The 12,582-nt window shown below is 67.8% G+C and carries 16 protein-coding genes; 6 read left to right on the top strand and 10 right to left on the bottom strand.

Going from position 1 to position 12,582, the window contains the following annotated elements; all coding sequences use genetic code 11:
* The first annotated feature begins 51 nt into the window (after positions 1 to 51).
* Both ABGB12_RS03640 and ABGB12_RS03635 read left to right on the top strand, forming a co-directional pair.
* Positions 52 to 264, top strand: a complete 213-nt coding sequence (locus tag ABGB12_RS03640) for a helix-turn-helix domain-containing protein (RefSeq protein ID WP_347674558.1) — start codon at positions 52 to 54, stop codon at positions 262 to 264.
* Between the two features lie 216 nt (positions 265 to 480).
* Positions 481 to 1,527 carry an AI-2E family transporter gene (locus tag ABGB12_RS03635; RefSeq protein WP_347674556.1) on the top strand — a complete coding sequence of 349 codons (1,047 nt, stop codon included), beginning with the start codon at positions 481 to 483 and terminating at the stop codon, positions 1,525 to 1,527.
* 158 nt (positions 1,528 to 1,685) lie between these two features.
* Here the strand turns inward: ABGB12_RS03635 and ABGB12_RS03630 are convergent, their stop codons facing one another.
* From ABGB12_RS03630 to ABGB12_RS03615, 4 genes are read right to left on the bottom strand one after another with little or no spacing between them, the layout of a single operon-like run.
* Complete coding sequence (locus ABGB12_RS03630) at positions 1,686 to 3,374, bottom strand: serine/threonine-protein kinase (protein WP_347674554.1); 1,689 nt, start codon at positions 3,372 to 3,374, stop codon at positions 1,686 to 1,688.
* Positions 3,371 to 4,066 (bottom strand): hypothetical protein, encoded by a 696-nt coding sequence (locus ABGB12_RS03625; protein WP_347674552.1) that lies wholly within the window; start codon positions 4,064 to 4,066, stop codon positions 3,371 to 3,373. The genes ABGB12_RS03630 and ABGB12_RS03625 overlap by 4 nt, the downstream gene beginning before the upstream one ends.
* 51 nt (positions 4,067 to 4,117) lie before the next feature.
* Positions 4,118 to 4,921, bottom strand: a complete 804-nt coding sequence (locus ABGB12_RS03620) for a hypothetical protein (RefSeq protein ID WP_347674550.1) — start codon at positions 4,919 to 4,921, stop codon at positions 4,118 to 4,120.
* Positions 4,915 to 5,502, bottom strand: a complete 588-nt coding sequence (locus ABGB12_RS03615) for a hypothetical protein (protein ID WP_347674549.1) — start codon at positions 5,500 to 5,502, stop codon at positions 4,915 to 4,917. Before ABGB12_RS03615 ends, ABGB12_RS03620 begins: the two co-directional genes overlap by 7 nt.
* Positions 5,503 to 5,779: 277 nt before the next feature.
* On the opposite strand from ABGB12_RS03615, the gene ABGB12_RS03610 reads away from it, so the two are divergent.
* A complete protein-coding gene (locus tag ABGB12_RS03610) occupies positions 5,780 to 6,313 on the top strand; it encodes a hypothetical protein (RefSeq protein WP_347674547.1) in 534 nt (177 codons plus the stop codon).
* Between the two features lie 68 nt (positions 6,314 to 6,381).
* The gene (locus ABGB12_RS03605) at positions 6,382 to 6,735 is read left to right on the top strand and encodes an STAS domain-containing protein (RefSeq protein ID WP_347674545.1); all 354 of its coding nucleotides are present in this window, start codon (positions 6,382 to 6,384) and stop codon (positions 6,733 to 6,735) included.
* Positions 6,736 to 6,787: 52 nt separating this feature from the next.
* Here ABGB12_RS03605 and ABGB12_RS03600 read toward each other — a convergent pair whose 3' ends face one another.
* A complete protein-coding gene (locus ABGB12_RS03600) occupies positions 6,788 to 7,744 on the bottom strand; it encodes a D-isomer specific 2-hydroxyacid dehydrogenase family protein (RefSeq protein ID WP_347674544.1) in 957 nt (318 codons plus the stop codon).
* Positions 7,745 to 7,881: 137 nt separating this feature from the next.
* Here ABGB12_RS03600 and ABGB12_RS03595 point away from each other — a divergent pair, with 137 nt between their 5' ends.
* Positions 7,882 to 8,097 carry a helix-turn-helix domain-containing protein gene (locus ABGB12_RS03595; protein ID WP_347674543.1) on the top strand — a complete coding sequence of 72 codons (216 nt, stop codon included), beginning with the start codon at positions 7,882 to 7,884 and terminating at the stop codon, positions 8,095 to 8,097.
* A 13-nt stretch (positions 8,098 to 8,110) separates the two neighbouring features.
* On the opposite strand, the gene ABGB12_RS03590 is transcribed toward ABGB12_RS03595, so the two are convergent.
* From ABGB12_RS03590 to ABGB12_RS03575, 4 genes are all read right to left on the bottom strand, one after another.
* Positions 8,111 to 8,461, bottom strand: coding sequence for an STAS domain-containing protein (locus ABGB12_RS03590; RefSeq protein ID WP_347674541.1), 351 nt, complete (start codon positions 8,459 to 8,461; stop codon positions 8,111 to 8,113).
* An 82-nt stretch (positions 8,462 to 8,543) separates the two neighbouring features.
* Positions 8,544 to 9,215, bottom strand: a complete 672-nt coding sequence (locus ABGB12_RS03585) for a hypothetical protein (RefSeq protein ID WP_347674540.1) — start codon at positions 9,213 to 9,215, stop codon at positions 8,544 to 8,546.
* Complete coding sequence (locus ABGB12_RS03580) at positions 9,209 to 9,733, bottom strand: hypothetical protein (RefSeq protein ID WP_347674538.1); 525 nt, start codon at positions 9,731 to 9,733, stop codon at positions 9,209 to 9,211. The genes ABGB12_RS03585 and ABGB12_RS03580 overlap by 7 nt, the downstream gene beginning before the upstream one ends.
* Positions 9,734 to 9,815: 82 nt before the next feature.
* Positions 9,816 to 10,955 carry a hypothetical protein gene (locus tag ABGB12_RS03575; protein WP_347674536.1) on the bottom strand — a complete coding sequence of 380 codons (1,140 nt, stop codon included), beginning with the start codon at positions 10,953 to 10,955 and terminating at the stop codon, positions 9,816 to 9,818.
* 124 nt (positions 10,956 to 11,079) lie between these two features.
* Here ABGB12_RS03575 and ABGB12_RS03570 point away from each other — a divergent pair, with 124 nt between their 5' ends.
* Positions 11,080 to 11,721 carry a hypothetical protein gene (locus ABGB12_RS03570; protein WP_347674535.1) on the top strand — a complete coding sequence of 214 codons (642 nt, stop codon included), beginning with the start codon at positions 11,080 to 11,082 and terminating at the stop codon, positions 11,719 to 11,721.
* Here the strand turns inward: ABGB12_RS03570 and ABGB12_RS03565 are convergent.
* The gene (locus tag ABGB12_RS03565) at positions 11,718 to 12,521 is read right to left on the bottom strand and encodes a methyltransferase domain-containing protein (protein WP_347674533.1); all 804 of its coding nucleotides are present in this window, start codon (positions 12,519 to 12,521) and stop codon (positions 11,718 to 11,720) included. The two genes, ABGB12_RS03570 and ABGB12_RS03565, sit on opposite strands and share 4 nt — an antisense overlap.
* Positions 12,522 to 12,582 lie beyond the last annotated feature (61 nt).

Below are 12,582 nucleotides of genomic sequence, written 5' to 3'. Positions count from 1 at the left end.
TCAACCGCCGGTTATCGTGCGCTCACCGGAGAAGAAGGAAAGGTTGGCGCGATGACGGAGGAAACCAACAGGGGGCGCAGGGTGTCCGGCGACCAGCGGGCAGAACTGGCGCGGACCGCGGCCGAGCAGTACGCGGAGGGCCGCAGCATTCGGGCGCTCGCCGCCGAGCTGGGACGCTCGTACGGCTTCGTCCACAAGTTGCTGGGCGAGGCCGGTGTCGAACTCCGCGGCCGGGGCGGCAACAACCGCTCGAAGAAGGGCTGACCCAGCCAGGGCAGTTCGACCGGCACGGTGAACTGGGGGCGGTTCCCGTGCCACCATCCGCGACGAACCGTGGGCCGCTCACTCCGAGCGGCCCACGGTCGTTTCGGCCGGGCGTCGGTTCGCGCGGCGCGGGCCCAAGGCAACGACCGTCCCAAGAAGCCCTCGGGCACGGCACGCTCCGTTGACACGGCGATCACGGAGAGAAACCCTCACCGTATGGATCGTCCCGTACGGCTGGCGCCGGGGCTCCTGGTGCTGATGGGACTGGCTTCAGCGGCCCTGGTGCTCACTTTCCTGCGCACGGCGTCGGCGTGGGCGGCTCCTGCGGCTCTCGCGTTGATGCTGACCATCGCGGTGCACCCCATCCGGGACCGTCTGGCCCGGATGGGTGCACCCGAATGGGCGCGCTTCCTGGTGCCGCTCCTGGTCATCCTGGTCTTCCTGGGAGCGATGGGCCTGGCCCTGGCCGTCTCCGTCAGCCAGCTGATCTCCCTGCTGCCGCGGTACTCCACCCAGGTCGTCAACATCGGCAACGACGTGACCGCTCTGCTGGCCCGCATCGGCGTGGACACCAGCCACCTGACCCGGCAGATCGGCGAGCTCAACCCGGCCAACCTGGTCCCCGTCCTGCAGACCTTCCTGAACGGCGTGATGAGCGTCTCCTCCACCGGGGTCTTGCTGGTCACCCTCCTGGTGGCGATGTGCCTGGACGCCACGGCCCTGGGCCACCAGCTGACCGTCCTGGAATCCGACAAGCCCGACCTGGTCCGCGCGATGCGCAGCATCGTCCGCGACACCTACAGCTACCTGAAGGTCAGCACCATCTTCGGCTTCCTCATGGCCGCCCTGGACGTCATAGTCCTCTACATCCTGGACGTGCCCCTGCCGCTCCTGTGGGGCCTCCTGGCCTTCATCGCCAACTACATCCCCACCATCGGCTTCCTCCTGGCCCTCATCCCTCCCGCCCTCCTCACCCTCCTCATAGCGGGCCCCGCCAAGGCCATCGCCGTCGTCGTCGCCTACCTCGTCATCAACTTCGTCACCCAGTCCCTCCTCCTCCCCAAGTTCCTGGGCGGCGCCGTAGGCCTCTCCGTCACCCTCACGATGTTGTCGCTGATCGTCTGGACGTCCGTCCTGGGCCCCCTGGGCGCCATCCTCGCCGTCCCCCTCACCCTCATGGTCCGAGCCCTCCTCCTGGACATAGACCCCGGAAAAGCCTGGGCCGGCCGCCTCCTCACCGGCGCACCCCCCAACCCGGAGTGACCCCTCCACACACCCCGGACACCACGCGGCCCCGCAGCGCAGAAACGACCCCACGGGACGGGCCAAGCAGCCGACCTCACCAGGACCACGGATTCCAACAGCCTTGAGCGGGACGCCCAGATGAAGGACGGCGCTTGGCGGCGACAGGCAGGACCGGGTCAGCCCAGCACGGTGAGCTTTGGAAGTCGGCCTTCGGTGCGTAGGCCAGCTGTTTCCAGGGGGATCGGAGTGGAGCCGAGCTTGGCCGAGTCGATTCGACCGGGCGGGCTGTAGGCGGACAGAAGATACACACCTGGCTCAATGCCATGAGGAACGTGGAAGGTGAAGCTCCCCTCAACAGGGAAAATCCAGGCGCATTCAGAATATCGGTACAGCTGATCCTTCTTGTCCGAGGTGAGCTTCGCGGGAATCTTCAAAGTGGAGTCGCCCGAGGGAAAGCGGTCTGATCGTCCACCGGGGTACAACCAGACTTCCGTATCGGCGTTCTTGAACTCCTCGCCTGTGAAAATTCCGCCCATCCCTACGGTGTACGGCCGATGATAGGTGCCGGGGCCGTTGCTATTGGGGTCGTGGCATCGGTAAATGTTCTCCGACAAGTATTCCAGACCCCACGTCGCTCGAGCCTCGAAGTAGACGCGCAGGGTGACCCGGGTCCCGTGGGTGACTCTCGCCGGAGTGACCGACAATCGGTAACGTGTGCCAGGACCGGCTTTGCTCCCTACCGGGATACTCGGATTGCCCGTGACAAGGGAAGCGTTGTGGAACCACTGTTCGTAGGAGGCTGTTGAAGCTCCTCCAACGTCAGGACCGCTCAGCATCAGCCAGCAAGCGGTTCCGGTGGCAAGAGCGCCTGCTCCGACAGCAGCGGTTTTTCCACCACCGATCTTCGTAAGCCAGCCGGTTTTTCCTGTGCCTCCACTCAGCACGGTGGAGGCGGTACTTGTTCCCGCCTGGGCGCTTCCGGAGCCGAAGGCGAGCAACGACAGAGGGAACAGCGCAGCGAGCGAGACGGCTCCAGAAGCCAGCGCGGCAAGTCCCCGCGGCTCCCAATCCGATCCATAGATGTCGGCCGCGACTCTTTCCAACTGCCCAACGAAAACCAGGGCTCGCGATGGCCGGTCCATCGGGTCCTTGGCCATACCGGCGGCGACCAGATCGCGTAGCTCTTCTGGAAGCTCCTGCAAAGGCGCAGGCTTTTGTAGGTGGCAGGCCGCCATCTCCGTCAAGTTGCCTGATCGAAACGGCGAGTGTCCCGTTACGCACTCGTAGAACACACAGGTGGCGGCGTATACATCGGTGGCGGGTGTCGCCTCCTCCCTTCTCCACTGCTCAGGAGCCATGTAAGCGGGGGTTCCGCTCATCGAGCGTTCGCCTGCCAAGGTGGCGACTCCGAAGTCGATGAGCTTGCTCTGCCCATCTTCCTGAACCATCACGTTGGCGGGTTTGTAATCCCGGTGAACGATGCCCATCTGATGAGCTGCGTCGAGTCCTAGCAGAGATCCCTTCAGCACGGCCAGCGAAGCTTCGATCGTCAGCCGTCCATGCTGCTTGAGTACCTGCTGCAGAGAGACTCCGTTGATCGCCTCCATCACGATCGCGGCTTGGGCACCGGTTTGCAGGTATTCCCGAACCTGCGCCACATGCGGATGACGTACTTTCGCCAGAAGCTCGGCCTCTCGGCGAAACCCGTTCACCTGCCGCTCATCGCGCAACAGGTTCGGAGCCAGGAACTTGATGGCCACCAGTTCCGATGACTCGGTGTACCGGGCCAGGACCACTCGTCCTTGCGCGCCTTGTCCCAGTTCTTGCAACTCGACGTACCGGGACAGTGATTCGGCAGTGCTCACCCGAATCGCTTCAACTGATCCATCAGTAGTTCTGTGGCCTTCTCCGCTATTGGTTCTCCCGAATCCTTGGGGGTCACACGCTTCCAGTAGATCGAGCTGAAGATCAGGTTTCCGCGCTGCGCGTAGTCGATTGAGAAGTAAAAGACGTTGATGTTGCTGATGGCAGGCGGGTACACGGACTTCTCAAATCCACGGAGGTGACGCCATCCAGCGATCTCGTCCTCGGTGAGTTTCCAAGCGTCATCGTGCTGGTAGGTGAACTTCTTCTTCGGAAGGCGTTCGAGTGGGATTTTCTTGCTAGCCGGACATTTGGCGAGTGAACTGCGCGCAATGTCCATTGCCCGTGTTGCTTGAGTAGCGTCCGGGTAGACGGCAATAAAATGACTGTAATTGGCCCCTCTTGTCCTGTACTTGGGCTCGCCGAAAATTTCAGTCGACGTCTTCGGATTCCCGGGGAGGCTGATCTTTGAATTGGAACAGCCGCGTAGCTTTCCTTCCTTGAAGGAAGTAATGGGGAGGTCGCTTTTGGCCCAATTGCTCCCCAGATCTTTCATATCGATTAGAGCTCCCTCTGCCTGTTCGACCGTGTAAGTGGGAACGGGAGTGGGTGTAGGGGTGGTGGCTGCGGCCGTCGGTGAGGGTCTGGCTCCGTCTTCGCTGCATCCAGCCAGAACCATGGCCAGGCAGATCATGCCGGCGAGGGTGCTGTGTGAGCTGGTTTTAGACAAAGCCGCCCTTTCGTTTTAGTTGTCGTTCGCTTCTGTCTGAATTTCGTCGACTACAAGTTCGATTTCTCCGGCTGGTGACGCATATTCCGCGTCGACGACACCCGCGACGCCATCAGGGCAAGTGCCTGCACAGGTCCATGTGATGTTCCAGTAGGGAGTGGCCGTTATTTCGAATGCCTCCATGCCATGGTAGGCCGAGGAGGTTTTGAAGTAGTAGTCACACTCTTCTCCCGGGCCCTCTCCGTTGGGTCGGCCCGGGCCTTCGCAGATCAACTCGTCTTCGACGAGGTCCCAGAGAACATACTTCAGTTCGGCTGTGGCCGTAATGGTCTGCGGTTGAACCCCTTCGGCTGCGCCGACTGCTGCTTGAACCGTAAGGTCTTCAGCTTGATCGGCGGGAATCCAGAAAGACGTCTTCACTCTGACGAAGGTCTTGGGGTCCGGTGCGCTCTCGATGGTGGGGACGGGAAACTCGATCTTATTGAACGCTTTTGCGATTGTGTCTTCGGTATCGGGTACCGCTGCTTCCTCGACTTCCCCGTTGTTTCCGGTGATCAGCCCGTCGTCCGTAGTGTTCAGGCCATCACCGGGGTCGTTGTTTCCCCCGTTGCCTCCGCCGTCGTCTCCGTTACCGTTACCGTTACCGTTACCAGGGTTTCCTGGAGCTCCGGGATTTTCTCCTTCAGCGGCGCAACCAAGACCGCCGTTCGCTTCACAGGGGCCAGCGTGGGCGGGAACAGGGAAAGCGAAGAGGGACGCGGCCAGGGTCAGGGCCAGGAGGGCGAAGCGGGAGGGGGTTGTTCTGAGGGGGGTCAGCATCGCTTTCCCTTTCGGGCTTCGGCGGCCTTCCAGGTGGTGCCGTCGTACTGGAAACGGGCTTGGTAGGTGTACGTGCTGCTCTTGTCGGTGCCGCCGATGCGTTTTCCGGTCTTGGCGGAGAACTTGTAGGCGCCGAGGGTGCGCACGCAGTCGACCACGACGATGGAGGAGAGGTCCTTGGACCGGGAGCCGATCTTGGGGTTGAGGACGTTGCGGAAGCGCCAGATGACGCCCTTCCTGTCCTTGAACGTCGCGTCGACGTCCTTGGTGATGATGCCGAGGAGCGGGTCGGTGGCGACTTCGGCCAGGGGGTCGGGATCGCCGGTGGCGTAGGCCTTCTCGTATGCCCGCTGGTATGCGCGGTACCGCTCCAGGACGGTCTTGTCGGCGTCGGCCCGGGACACGGTCGGTTGGAGGGACGCCGCGGCGGCGGGGTCGGTCCTCGGGGCGGGCGGGGTGCCGGCGGGGGTGAAGGCGCCGTCTTCGGAGGGGGTGTCCTTGGAGGAGGACGAGGCGCAGCCGGAGAGCGCGAGTGTGAACAGCAGGGTCACAGCGGGGAGGCCGTGCCGGGCTTTCTCCATGGTGTCCGCTCAATCCGGCGTCGCGGGCTATTGCACGACGGGAGCCTACAGAGGCGTCAGATCACTTGTAACCCCTGTACCGCAAGAGTTATCGACGTTTCACCGGAATCAGCAGCTGGGGCGGTACGCACCAAGAAGTTGAAATTTTGGGCATCCCTTCTAAGGGTATGCATCACGACCGTGATTGTTTGTCAGGAACGTCCGCTCGGGCCCCCTGAAACGTTGTCGAGCGGAGAAGAGTGGTGGAGACTCTCTGCGATCGGGAGGAGAGGACGAGATGAACAACGCGGCTAGGCATGTCCTGGGGTTCGGGGTCGGGGTGCTGGCGTTGCCGGCTCTGGTGGCGCTGCTCTGCTACGGAATCGTGGAGTTCGCCCAGGTCTACCGCGAAATGGGGGAGACATCACCGCTCGCGTTCGTGGCCGTGGGGGCGGGGGGAGCGCTCCTGGGGCTCCTCTGCGGATCGCGCCTCTCGCCGCTGGCCTCGCTGTTCCCGGGGCTGGTGCTCTTCGCCTACGGCGTGGTCTGGACGTTCGACCCGTATGTGGTGTCCGGCTATGTGACGGACGTGCTGCCGGAGGGGATGAGATTCGGGCTTCTGGCCCTGGAGAGCACCGGGATGCTCCTGGTGCTGGGGTGCGCCCTGCTGGTCGCGTCGGCGCCGCCGTCGCGCTGGCGGGCGATGCCCAAGCCGCCGCCCGTCCCCTACCCGCAACTGCCGTTCGCGACGCCGGGGCAGCCGGGCGCAGGGAGCCCGCCGCCCGCCGACGGCCCGCAGGCACCCCCGCTGCCGTACCAGCCGGGAACGTGAGACCGTGGGGCCGCAAGCACAGACTTACCGAACGGTGGTCATGCCCCCTGAAGGCGTGGAGGTGAACGATGGTGGGAGCCGAGGAGCGGTTGCGGCTGCGGCACCGGGTCGAAGGGGAGGTCACGGTGGTGCGGCCCGGCGGTGAGGTGGACGTGTTCACCGCGCCGGCGCTGCGGGAGTTCCTGCTGGAACTCCTCGAAGGAGGCATGCGCAGGCTCGTAGTAGACCTGTCGGACGTGTCCTTCCTGGACAGCACGGGTCTGGCGGTGCTGGTGGGCATCTGGCAGCGGTTGCGCTACCACGAGGGCTCCTTCGCGCTGGCCGAGGCGAACGCGAGCATCTCCCAGGTGCTGCACACGACGAGGCTGGACCAGCCGCTCCGGCTGCACGACACGGTCGACGAGGCCGTCGCCGCCGCGTAGAAGCGGGGCGGGCCCGGCTCCGCGAGCGGGGGGCCGGGCCGCGGGCGGGCCCTCAGTAGCCGGCGGCCGGGTCGACGAGCCCGACGAGAGGCTCTCCGGCGGCGAACAGACGGACGTTCTCCGCCACCCGCTCGCACAGCATCGTCGCCACGTATTCCGACGAATCAGCACAATGAGAAGTGATCAATACCTGGTCGTGACCCCACAGGGGGTGATCGTCGGGTAGCGGCTCGGGGTCCGTCACGTCCAGTCCGGCCGCGGTGAGCCGTCCGGCGTCCAGGGCCTTGAGCAGCGCCTCGGTGTCGACGTGCGGGCCGCGCGCCACGTTCACCAGGACGGCTCCGGGCGGCAGCAGCGCGAACTCGGGCGCCCCCACGATGTGCCGGGTCTCGGGGGTCAGCGCCAGCGCCACGACGAGCACGTCCGTGGACGGCAGGACGGCGTGCAGCTCGGAGACGGGCAGGGTCTCGTCGGCGCCCTCCAGCGGGGTGGCGCTGCGCCGGAGCACCCGCACGCGGCAGCCGAACGGCTGGAGGAGCCGGACGAGTTCGGTGGCGATGCCGCCGCCGCCGAGGATGGTCACGTTCAGCCCGCCCAGGGAGCGCGGGTCGATCGGGTTCCAGTGCGGGGCCCGCGCGTGCCGGACGAGGTCGCGCAGGCAGGCCAGGGCGAGCATGAGGGCGTGTTCGCCGACCTGCTTGGCGTAGGAGCCCTTGGCGCAGGTGAAGGCCTGGGGGCGGGAGAGGACCTCGGTGAAGTGCTCCACCCCGGCCCAGGGGAGCTGCACCCAGCGCAGGCGCGGGTGGGCGTCCAGGACCTCCATCAGAGGCTCGGGGCCGCCGGGGAGCAGCCACACCAGCGCGTCGGCCTCCGGGAGGGGGACGACCTCGCCGCCGCCGCGTTCGACGGCCCGCGCCACCCGCTCCCGCAGGGGGCCCACGGACACGTCGGTGGGGCGTCCCACCCCCTCGATCGCAGCCTCCGGGGCGATCGCGATTCTGACTTTCATGTCGGGCAGTTTGCCATCCTCTCGTTAAGGTCATGATTTCGGTCAGTGACGGATGACTCGCCCATAGCCATAGAATCTGCGATCTTCGCGAGTTACTGTGATCTACACGAGCGATTCACCAGATGAGGAGGCGTCGGATGACCGAAGCGGTGAAAAAGGGTGAACGTCTGACCGGTGCTCGGCGCGAGCAGCTGGCGAAGGACCTGGCGGAGGCCTACCAGTCGGGCCGGAGCATCAGGCAGCTCGCGGCGGAGACGGGACGCTCCTACGGTGCCGTGCACCGGCTCCTGGTGGACCACGGAGTCGCCCTGCGCGGCCGAGGCGGAGCCCGGCGCGCCAAAGCGTCCTCCTGAGGCGTCCGCCCGATCAGGCGGAGTCCAACAGGGCCCGTACGGCTTCCGGAACGGTGTCGTACAGGGGGATCACCCGGTCCAGACGGGTGATCTCGAAGGCCTTGCGCACCCGGGGGATGGCACCGGCCACCGCCACCCCAGGGCCGAGCCCCCGGGTCATCTTCTGCGTGGTGACGATGCTGTTGAGGCCCGCCGCCGCGCAGAAGCGCACATCACGCAGGTTGACGATCAGGGCGCGGTCACCGAAGCCGATGGACTCCAGCAGCGCTTCGCGGAACCTGGGCTCGGAGACGACGTCCAGCTCCCCGTGAACGTTGATCAGTACATAACGTCCGTAGTCGGCTACTTCCGCCGCATAGTCCATGGAAGCCCCCTTCCCCCGTGACTATTCAGAGTCACTCGCCTACGGGTGGTTGCCAAGAGGGGCGGGCGAAATTTACCGATCCTTACCCGGGGGCATGCACGCTGGTCTGGATCTCCCGGACGATCACCCGGGTGTGCCCGGAGACCTCCAGGACAGGCAGCGTCCCGGAAGGCGCGTCGCAGTCGCCCTCGCACTTCCAGGACACCTCGTACTCGACGGTCGCGGTGACGGTGTAGGGCTCGGGCGAGGACCGCGTCCAGACGTGGGAGCAGGGGCCGTCGGGGCCGCTGGACCCCACACAGACCTCCTGGCCGTCCCCCAGGTCCCAGCGGACCCGCAACGGGCGCCCGGTCAGCACGACCCGCTGCCCGGCCGCATCGGCCTTCGCCTGGTAGACCTTCCACAGGTCCGGTTCCAGCCACAGGAAGGTCCGCAGCCCGACATAACTCGTGGGCGACGGCCGGGTGCGCGGCACCGGAAGCGGCATCTCCAGCCGCGCCTGCGCCATCCGGGCGACCTCCGCCGTGCTCACCTTCGGCGCCGCGATCAACGTCGTGACGCAGAACCGCGACTCCTCCGGGCAGCGGACCAGCACGTAGGAGTCGGCCTGCCGCGGGTACCGCGACTGCGCCGGACGCCCGCCGGAGAGCGTCTGGAGGCAGGTGACGGTCGCGGCGATCTCGCACCGGGGCTCCACAGGCTGAGGCTCGGGCGGGGCGAACAGCACCGGGCCCAGGATCAAGGAGGTCAGCATGCCCGCACCTCGCTGATCCGCGCGACCTTCCAGTGCTGTCCCAGCCAGGAGTCCTCCAGCTTGAGCCGGATCTCCACCAGTTTCTGCTCGGCCACCGGACGGGGCCCGAGCCGCCGCCCGGTCGAGGCGTCGAAGACGGCCAGACCGGGGGAGCTGACGCAGTCCAGCACGAGCGCCGTCCGGTTCCCGATCCACGCGAGCCGCGGGTTGAGCGCCAGATGGGTGCGCCGCACCACCGACCGGCGGTGCTGCTCCTCGACCAGGCCGGTGAGCCGGGAGGCGAAGGGCTCGGCGGTGACCTCCGGTATCCGGGAGGCCGTGTTGGTGGCCAGCGAGGACTCCAGGACCCGGTGGAACTCCCGGTAGGCGTCCAGGACGGCCAGGGGCGGCGGCCCGGCCGACCGCGGCGGGGGAGGCGCGGGCGGAGCCGTCCCCGAAGGCGCGTACCCGCCGCCGGAGGCGTGGGAGGCGCAGGCGGCCAACGGGAGGACCAGGGCACAGGCCAGGGCGGGGCGCATGGGCCGGGAGCTTAGAAGCGCCCCGGGCGGCCCAGAGGTGCTTCGACCAAGTCTTGGCCGAAGCACCTCTGGAAGATTCCGGTCAGCCGAGCAGGGCCAGCAGTCGCCGGTCCGGTTCGGCTCCGCGTTCCAGCGGGTCGATCAGCTCGTCCAGGTCGATCCGGTCGAAGTCCGGACCGACCAGCACGTGCTGGCGCAGCACGTGCTCGGGCCGGTACCCCCGGCGGCGCAGGACGTCGCTGACCAGCGGGACCAGGATCCGGCTGATCGGGAACAACTCGGGCGACTGCCCGCCGCACGCTCCCAGGATCGCCGCGGCCCGCCCTTGCCGAACGAGTTCGAGCACGTCCCGGGCGAGCACCACGGGGTGGCCGAGCATCTCGGCGACGACCCCGCGGACCAGGACCGCGCACTGGGTGGCGGCGTCCTCCCACACCGCGGTGTCGACCGCGTCGAAGGTCACCGCGCGCAGACCCGCGGGCTCCGACCCGGCAGGGGCCCGCTTGCCGAACCTGGCCGACGTGGGGCAGGGCGCGGGCGGCAGCGGAGGGGGAGTGACCGGCCCGGGCGCGGCGCTGCCGAGCCGCTCGGCCAGCAGTTTGGCGAACCCCGCCTCCACCTCGACGGGCAGGGGCCGCAGCGGCACCGGACGGACGCCCGGCGCCGAGGCCGGGACGCGGGGGGTGCCGAGCAGGGCCGTGACCCGTCCGGCGAGCTCGGGGAGCTCGAACCTCTCGCGCTCCTGGCCGAGCCGCCAGCGCCAGGCCGCCCAGAAGTCCACCGGGTACCAGCCGGCGGCGGCCAGCGGCCCGACGTACTGCAGCACGAAACGCTCGAAGTTCAGGGAGAGATAGGAGGCGTGCACCAGCGCGGCGGCGACCGATTCGGGTGAGACGACCTGCGCGACGAGCGCGTCGGCGGTGGCCTCGGCGCCGGTCCCTCCGGCGGGCACCAGCCGCGAGGCCGCGTGCAGGTGCACCAGTTCGTGGGCGACGACCGCCGCCAGTTCGTCGGCGGGCAGGTCCAGGACGTAGGGGAGCCCGAGCAGCAGCCTGCCGGGCAGGGCGACGACCTCCGGCACCGGATACAGGTCGATCTCGGCGGGAGCCGGCACGCCGAGCCGGGCCGCGGTGTCGGCGACCAGCAGCCACAGATCCGGTTGGCTCTCGGCTGTGATCGGCACGGCGGCCGGTGCCGCACCGAAGCCGGGTGCTGTCTTCATCATCAGAAGCCGGAGGCTACCAACGTGTTAAGACGAAATGACCGGGCGGCCAGCGTTCGTGGCGAGACTCACGCGAACCGGCGGGGAGCCCGGGGCGTCTGAGGCGGGTGCCTAGGCTGGAGGCATGTTGCGCCTTATGGAGGCCCGGACCGGACAGGTCGTCGGAGTCCGGCCCGGGCCTCTGAGACTCTACGTCCACCAGCCGGATGACCTGCGCGTCTGTCTCACCGCGGACGTGCTCCGCAGAGTGGGGCTCAGGCTGCGCCGCCGTGTCCTCACCACCGCAGCTCACACGGCCGATCACGGATGGCTGAACATCCCCCCGCTGGAGGCCGGAGAGCCCCTTCCAGGGGCGGTGGGTGTGGGAAACCTCACCTCCGGGGCCGCCGTCGGGGTGGCGGAATGGAAGTCGTCCGGGCATGAGGGCGCCGAACCCGCGGCGTTTCGGCTCGCCCTGCTGCGCCACCGTTACCGCCAGGAAGCGGACCTCGGGCCGGAAGCGGTCAGCGAGGCCGCGGCCGATCTGGAGCGCTGGCGCGGCCGGCTGGCCCAGTGGGCGACCCTGCCGTCCCGGCCGATCCACGGCCCCTACGCCGAGGAGACCCTGGAGGCCCTCTGCGACGACCTGGACGTCCCGCGGGCCCTGGCCGTCCTGGAGCGGCTCGTGGACGACGAGGAGGTCGCCCCGGGCTCGCGCCTGGAGACCGTCCTGCAGCTCGACCAGATCCTGGCGCTGGAGCTGCCCGCGGCCATCGGGACCCGTTAGAAGGGGCCGGTCGGGAAGGCGTCGAAGCCGGGGGGCGGGGCGCTGTCGGCCTTGCGGACGGCGGCGAACCGCAGCCGGACGTAGTCGGCGACCCAGCCGGACTCCCGGCGCAGCGCCGGAGCCGCCAGCTCGTTCACCCGCTCCAGCAGCGGCTGGATGAGCGGCGGCGGCACGTCCCGCAGCGGCTCGGCGGCGAACACCCGCACCCAGTCGGCGGCGCCGTCGGGCCCTTCGGTCATCCGGGTGGGGCGGTCGAAGTACTCCAGCAGCCGGACGGTGAAGCCAGCCTCCTCCAGCCGGGTGGCGTAGCCGGCCGGGGTGGGGAAGAACCACGGCAGTTCCGGCTCGGTCAGCCCGAACTCCCGCCAGGCCGTCTGCATCGCGGCGATCAGCTCGGCGCAGTTGCCGGCCCCGCCCATCTCGGCGACGAACCGCCCTCCGGGCCGCAGCGCCGAGTACACGTGCGCGATCACCGCGTCGGGGTCGCGGGCCATCCAGTGCAGCGCCGACATGGAGATCACCGCGTCGTAGGCGTCGGAGACGGTGAAGTCGTGGGCGTCGCCGACGGCGAAGGACAGTTCGGGGAACTGGGACGTGGCCTGGGCGATGAGGTGGGGGTTGCCGTCGATGCCCAGCGGGCGCGCGCCGCGCGCGTGCAGTTCGGCGGTGAGCAGGCCCGCGCCGCAGCCCAGGTCGATGACCTTCTCGCCGGGCTGGGGGTCCAGCAGGTCGATCAGTGGCGCGCCGTGCGCGGAGACGTATCCGAAGGCGGAGTCGTACGTCGCCACGGACCAGTTCATAGAAGTGAAGATAGCTGACGAAAGTCCACGTGCGTGGAGGGACGTGCCCGCTGGAATCGGC

Source organism: Actinocorallia sp. B10E7, assembly GCF_039871655.1.
Lineage (GTDB): Bacteria > Actinomycetota > Actinomycetes > Streptosporangiales > Streptosporangiaceae > Actinocorallia.
The sequence above is the reverse complement of the archived record's forward strand: the minus strand, read 5'-3'. Positions and strand labels throughout refer to the sequence as shown.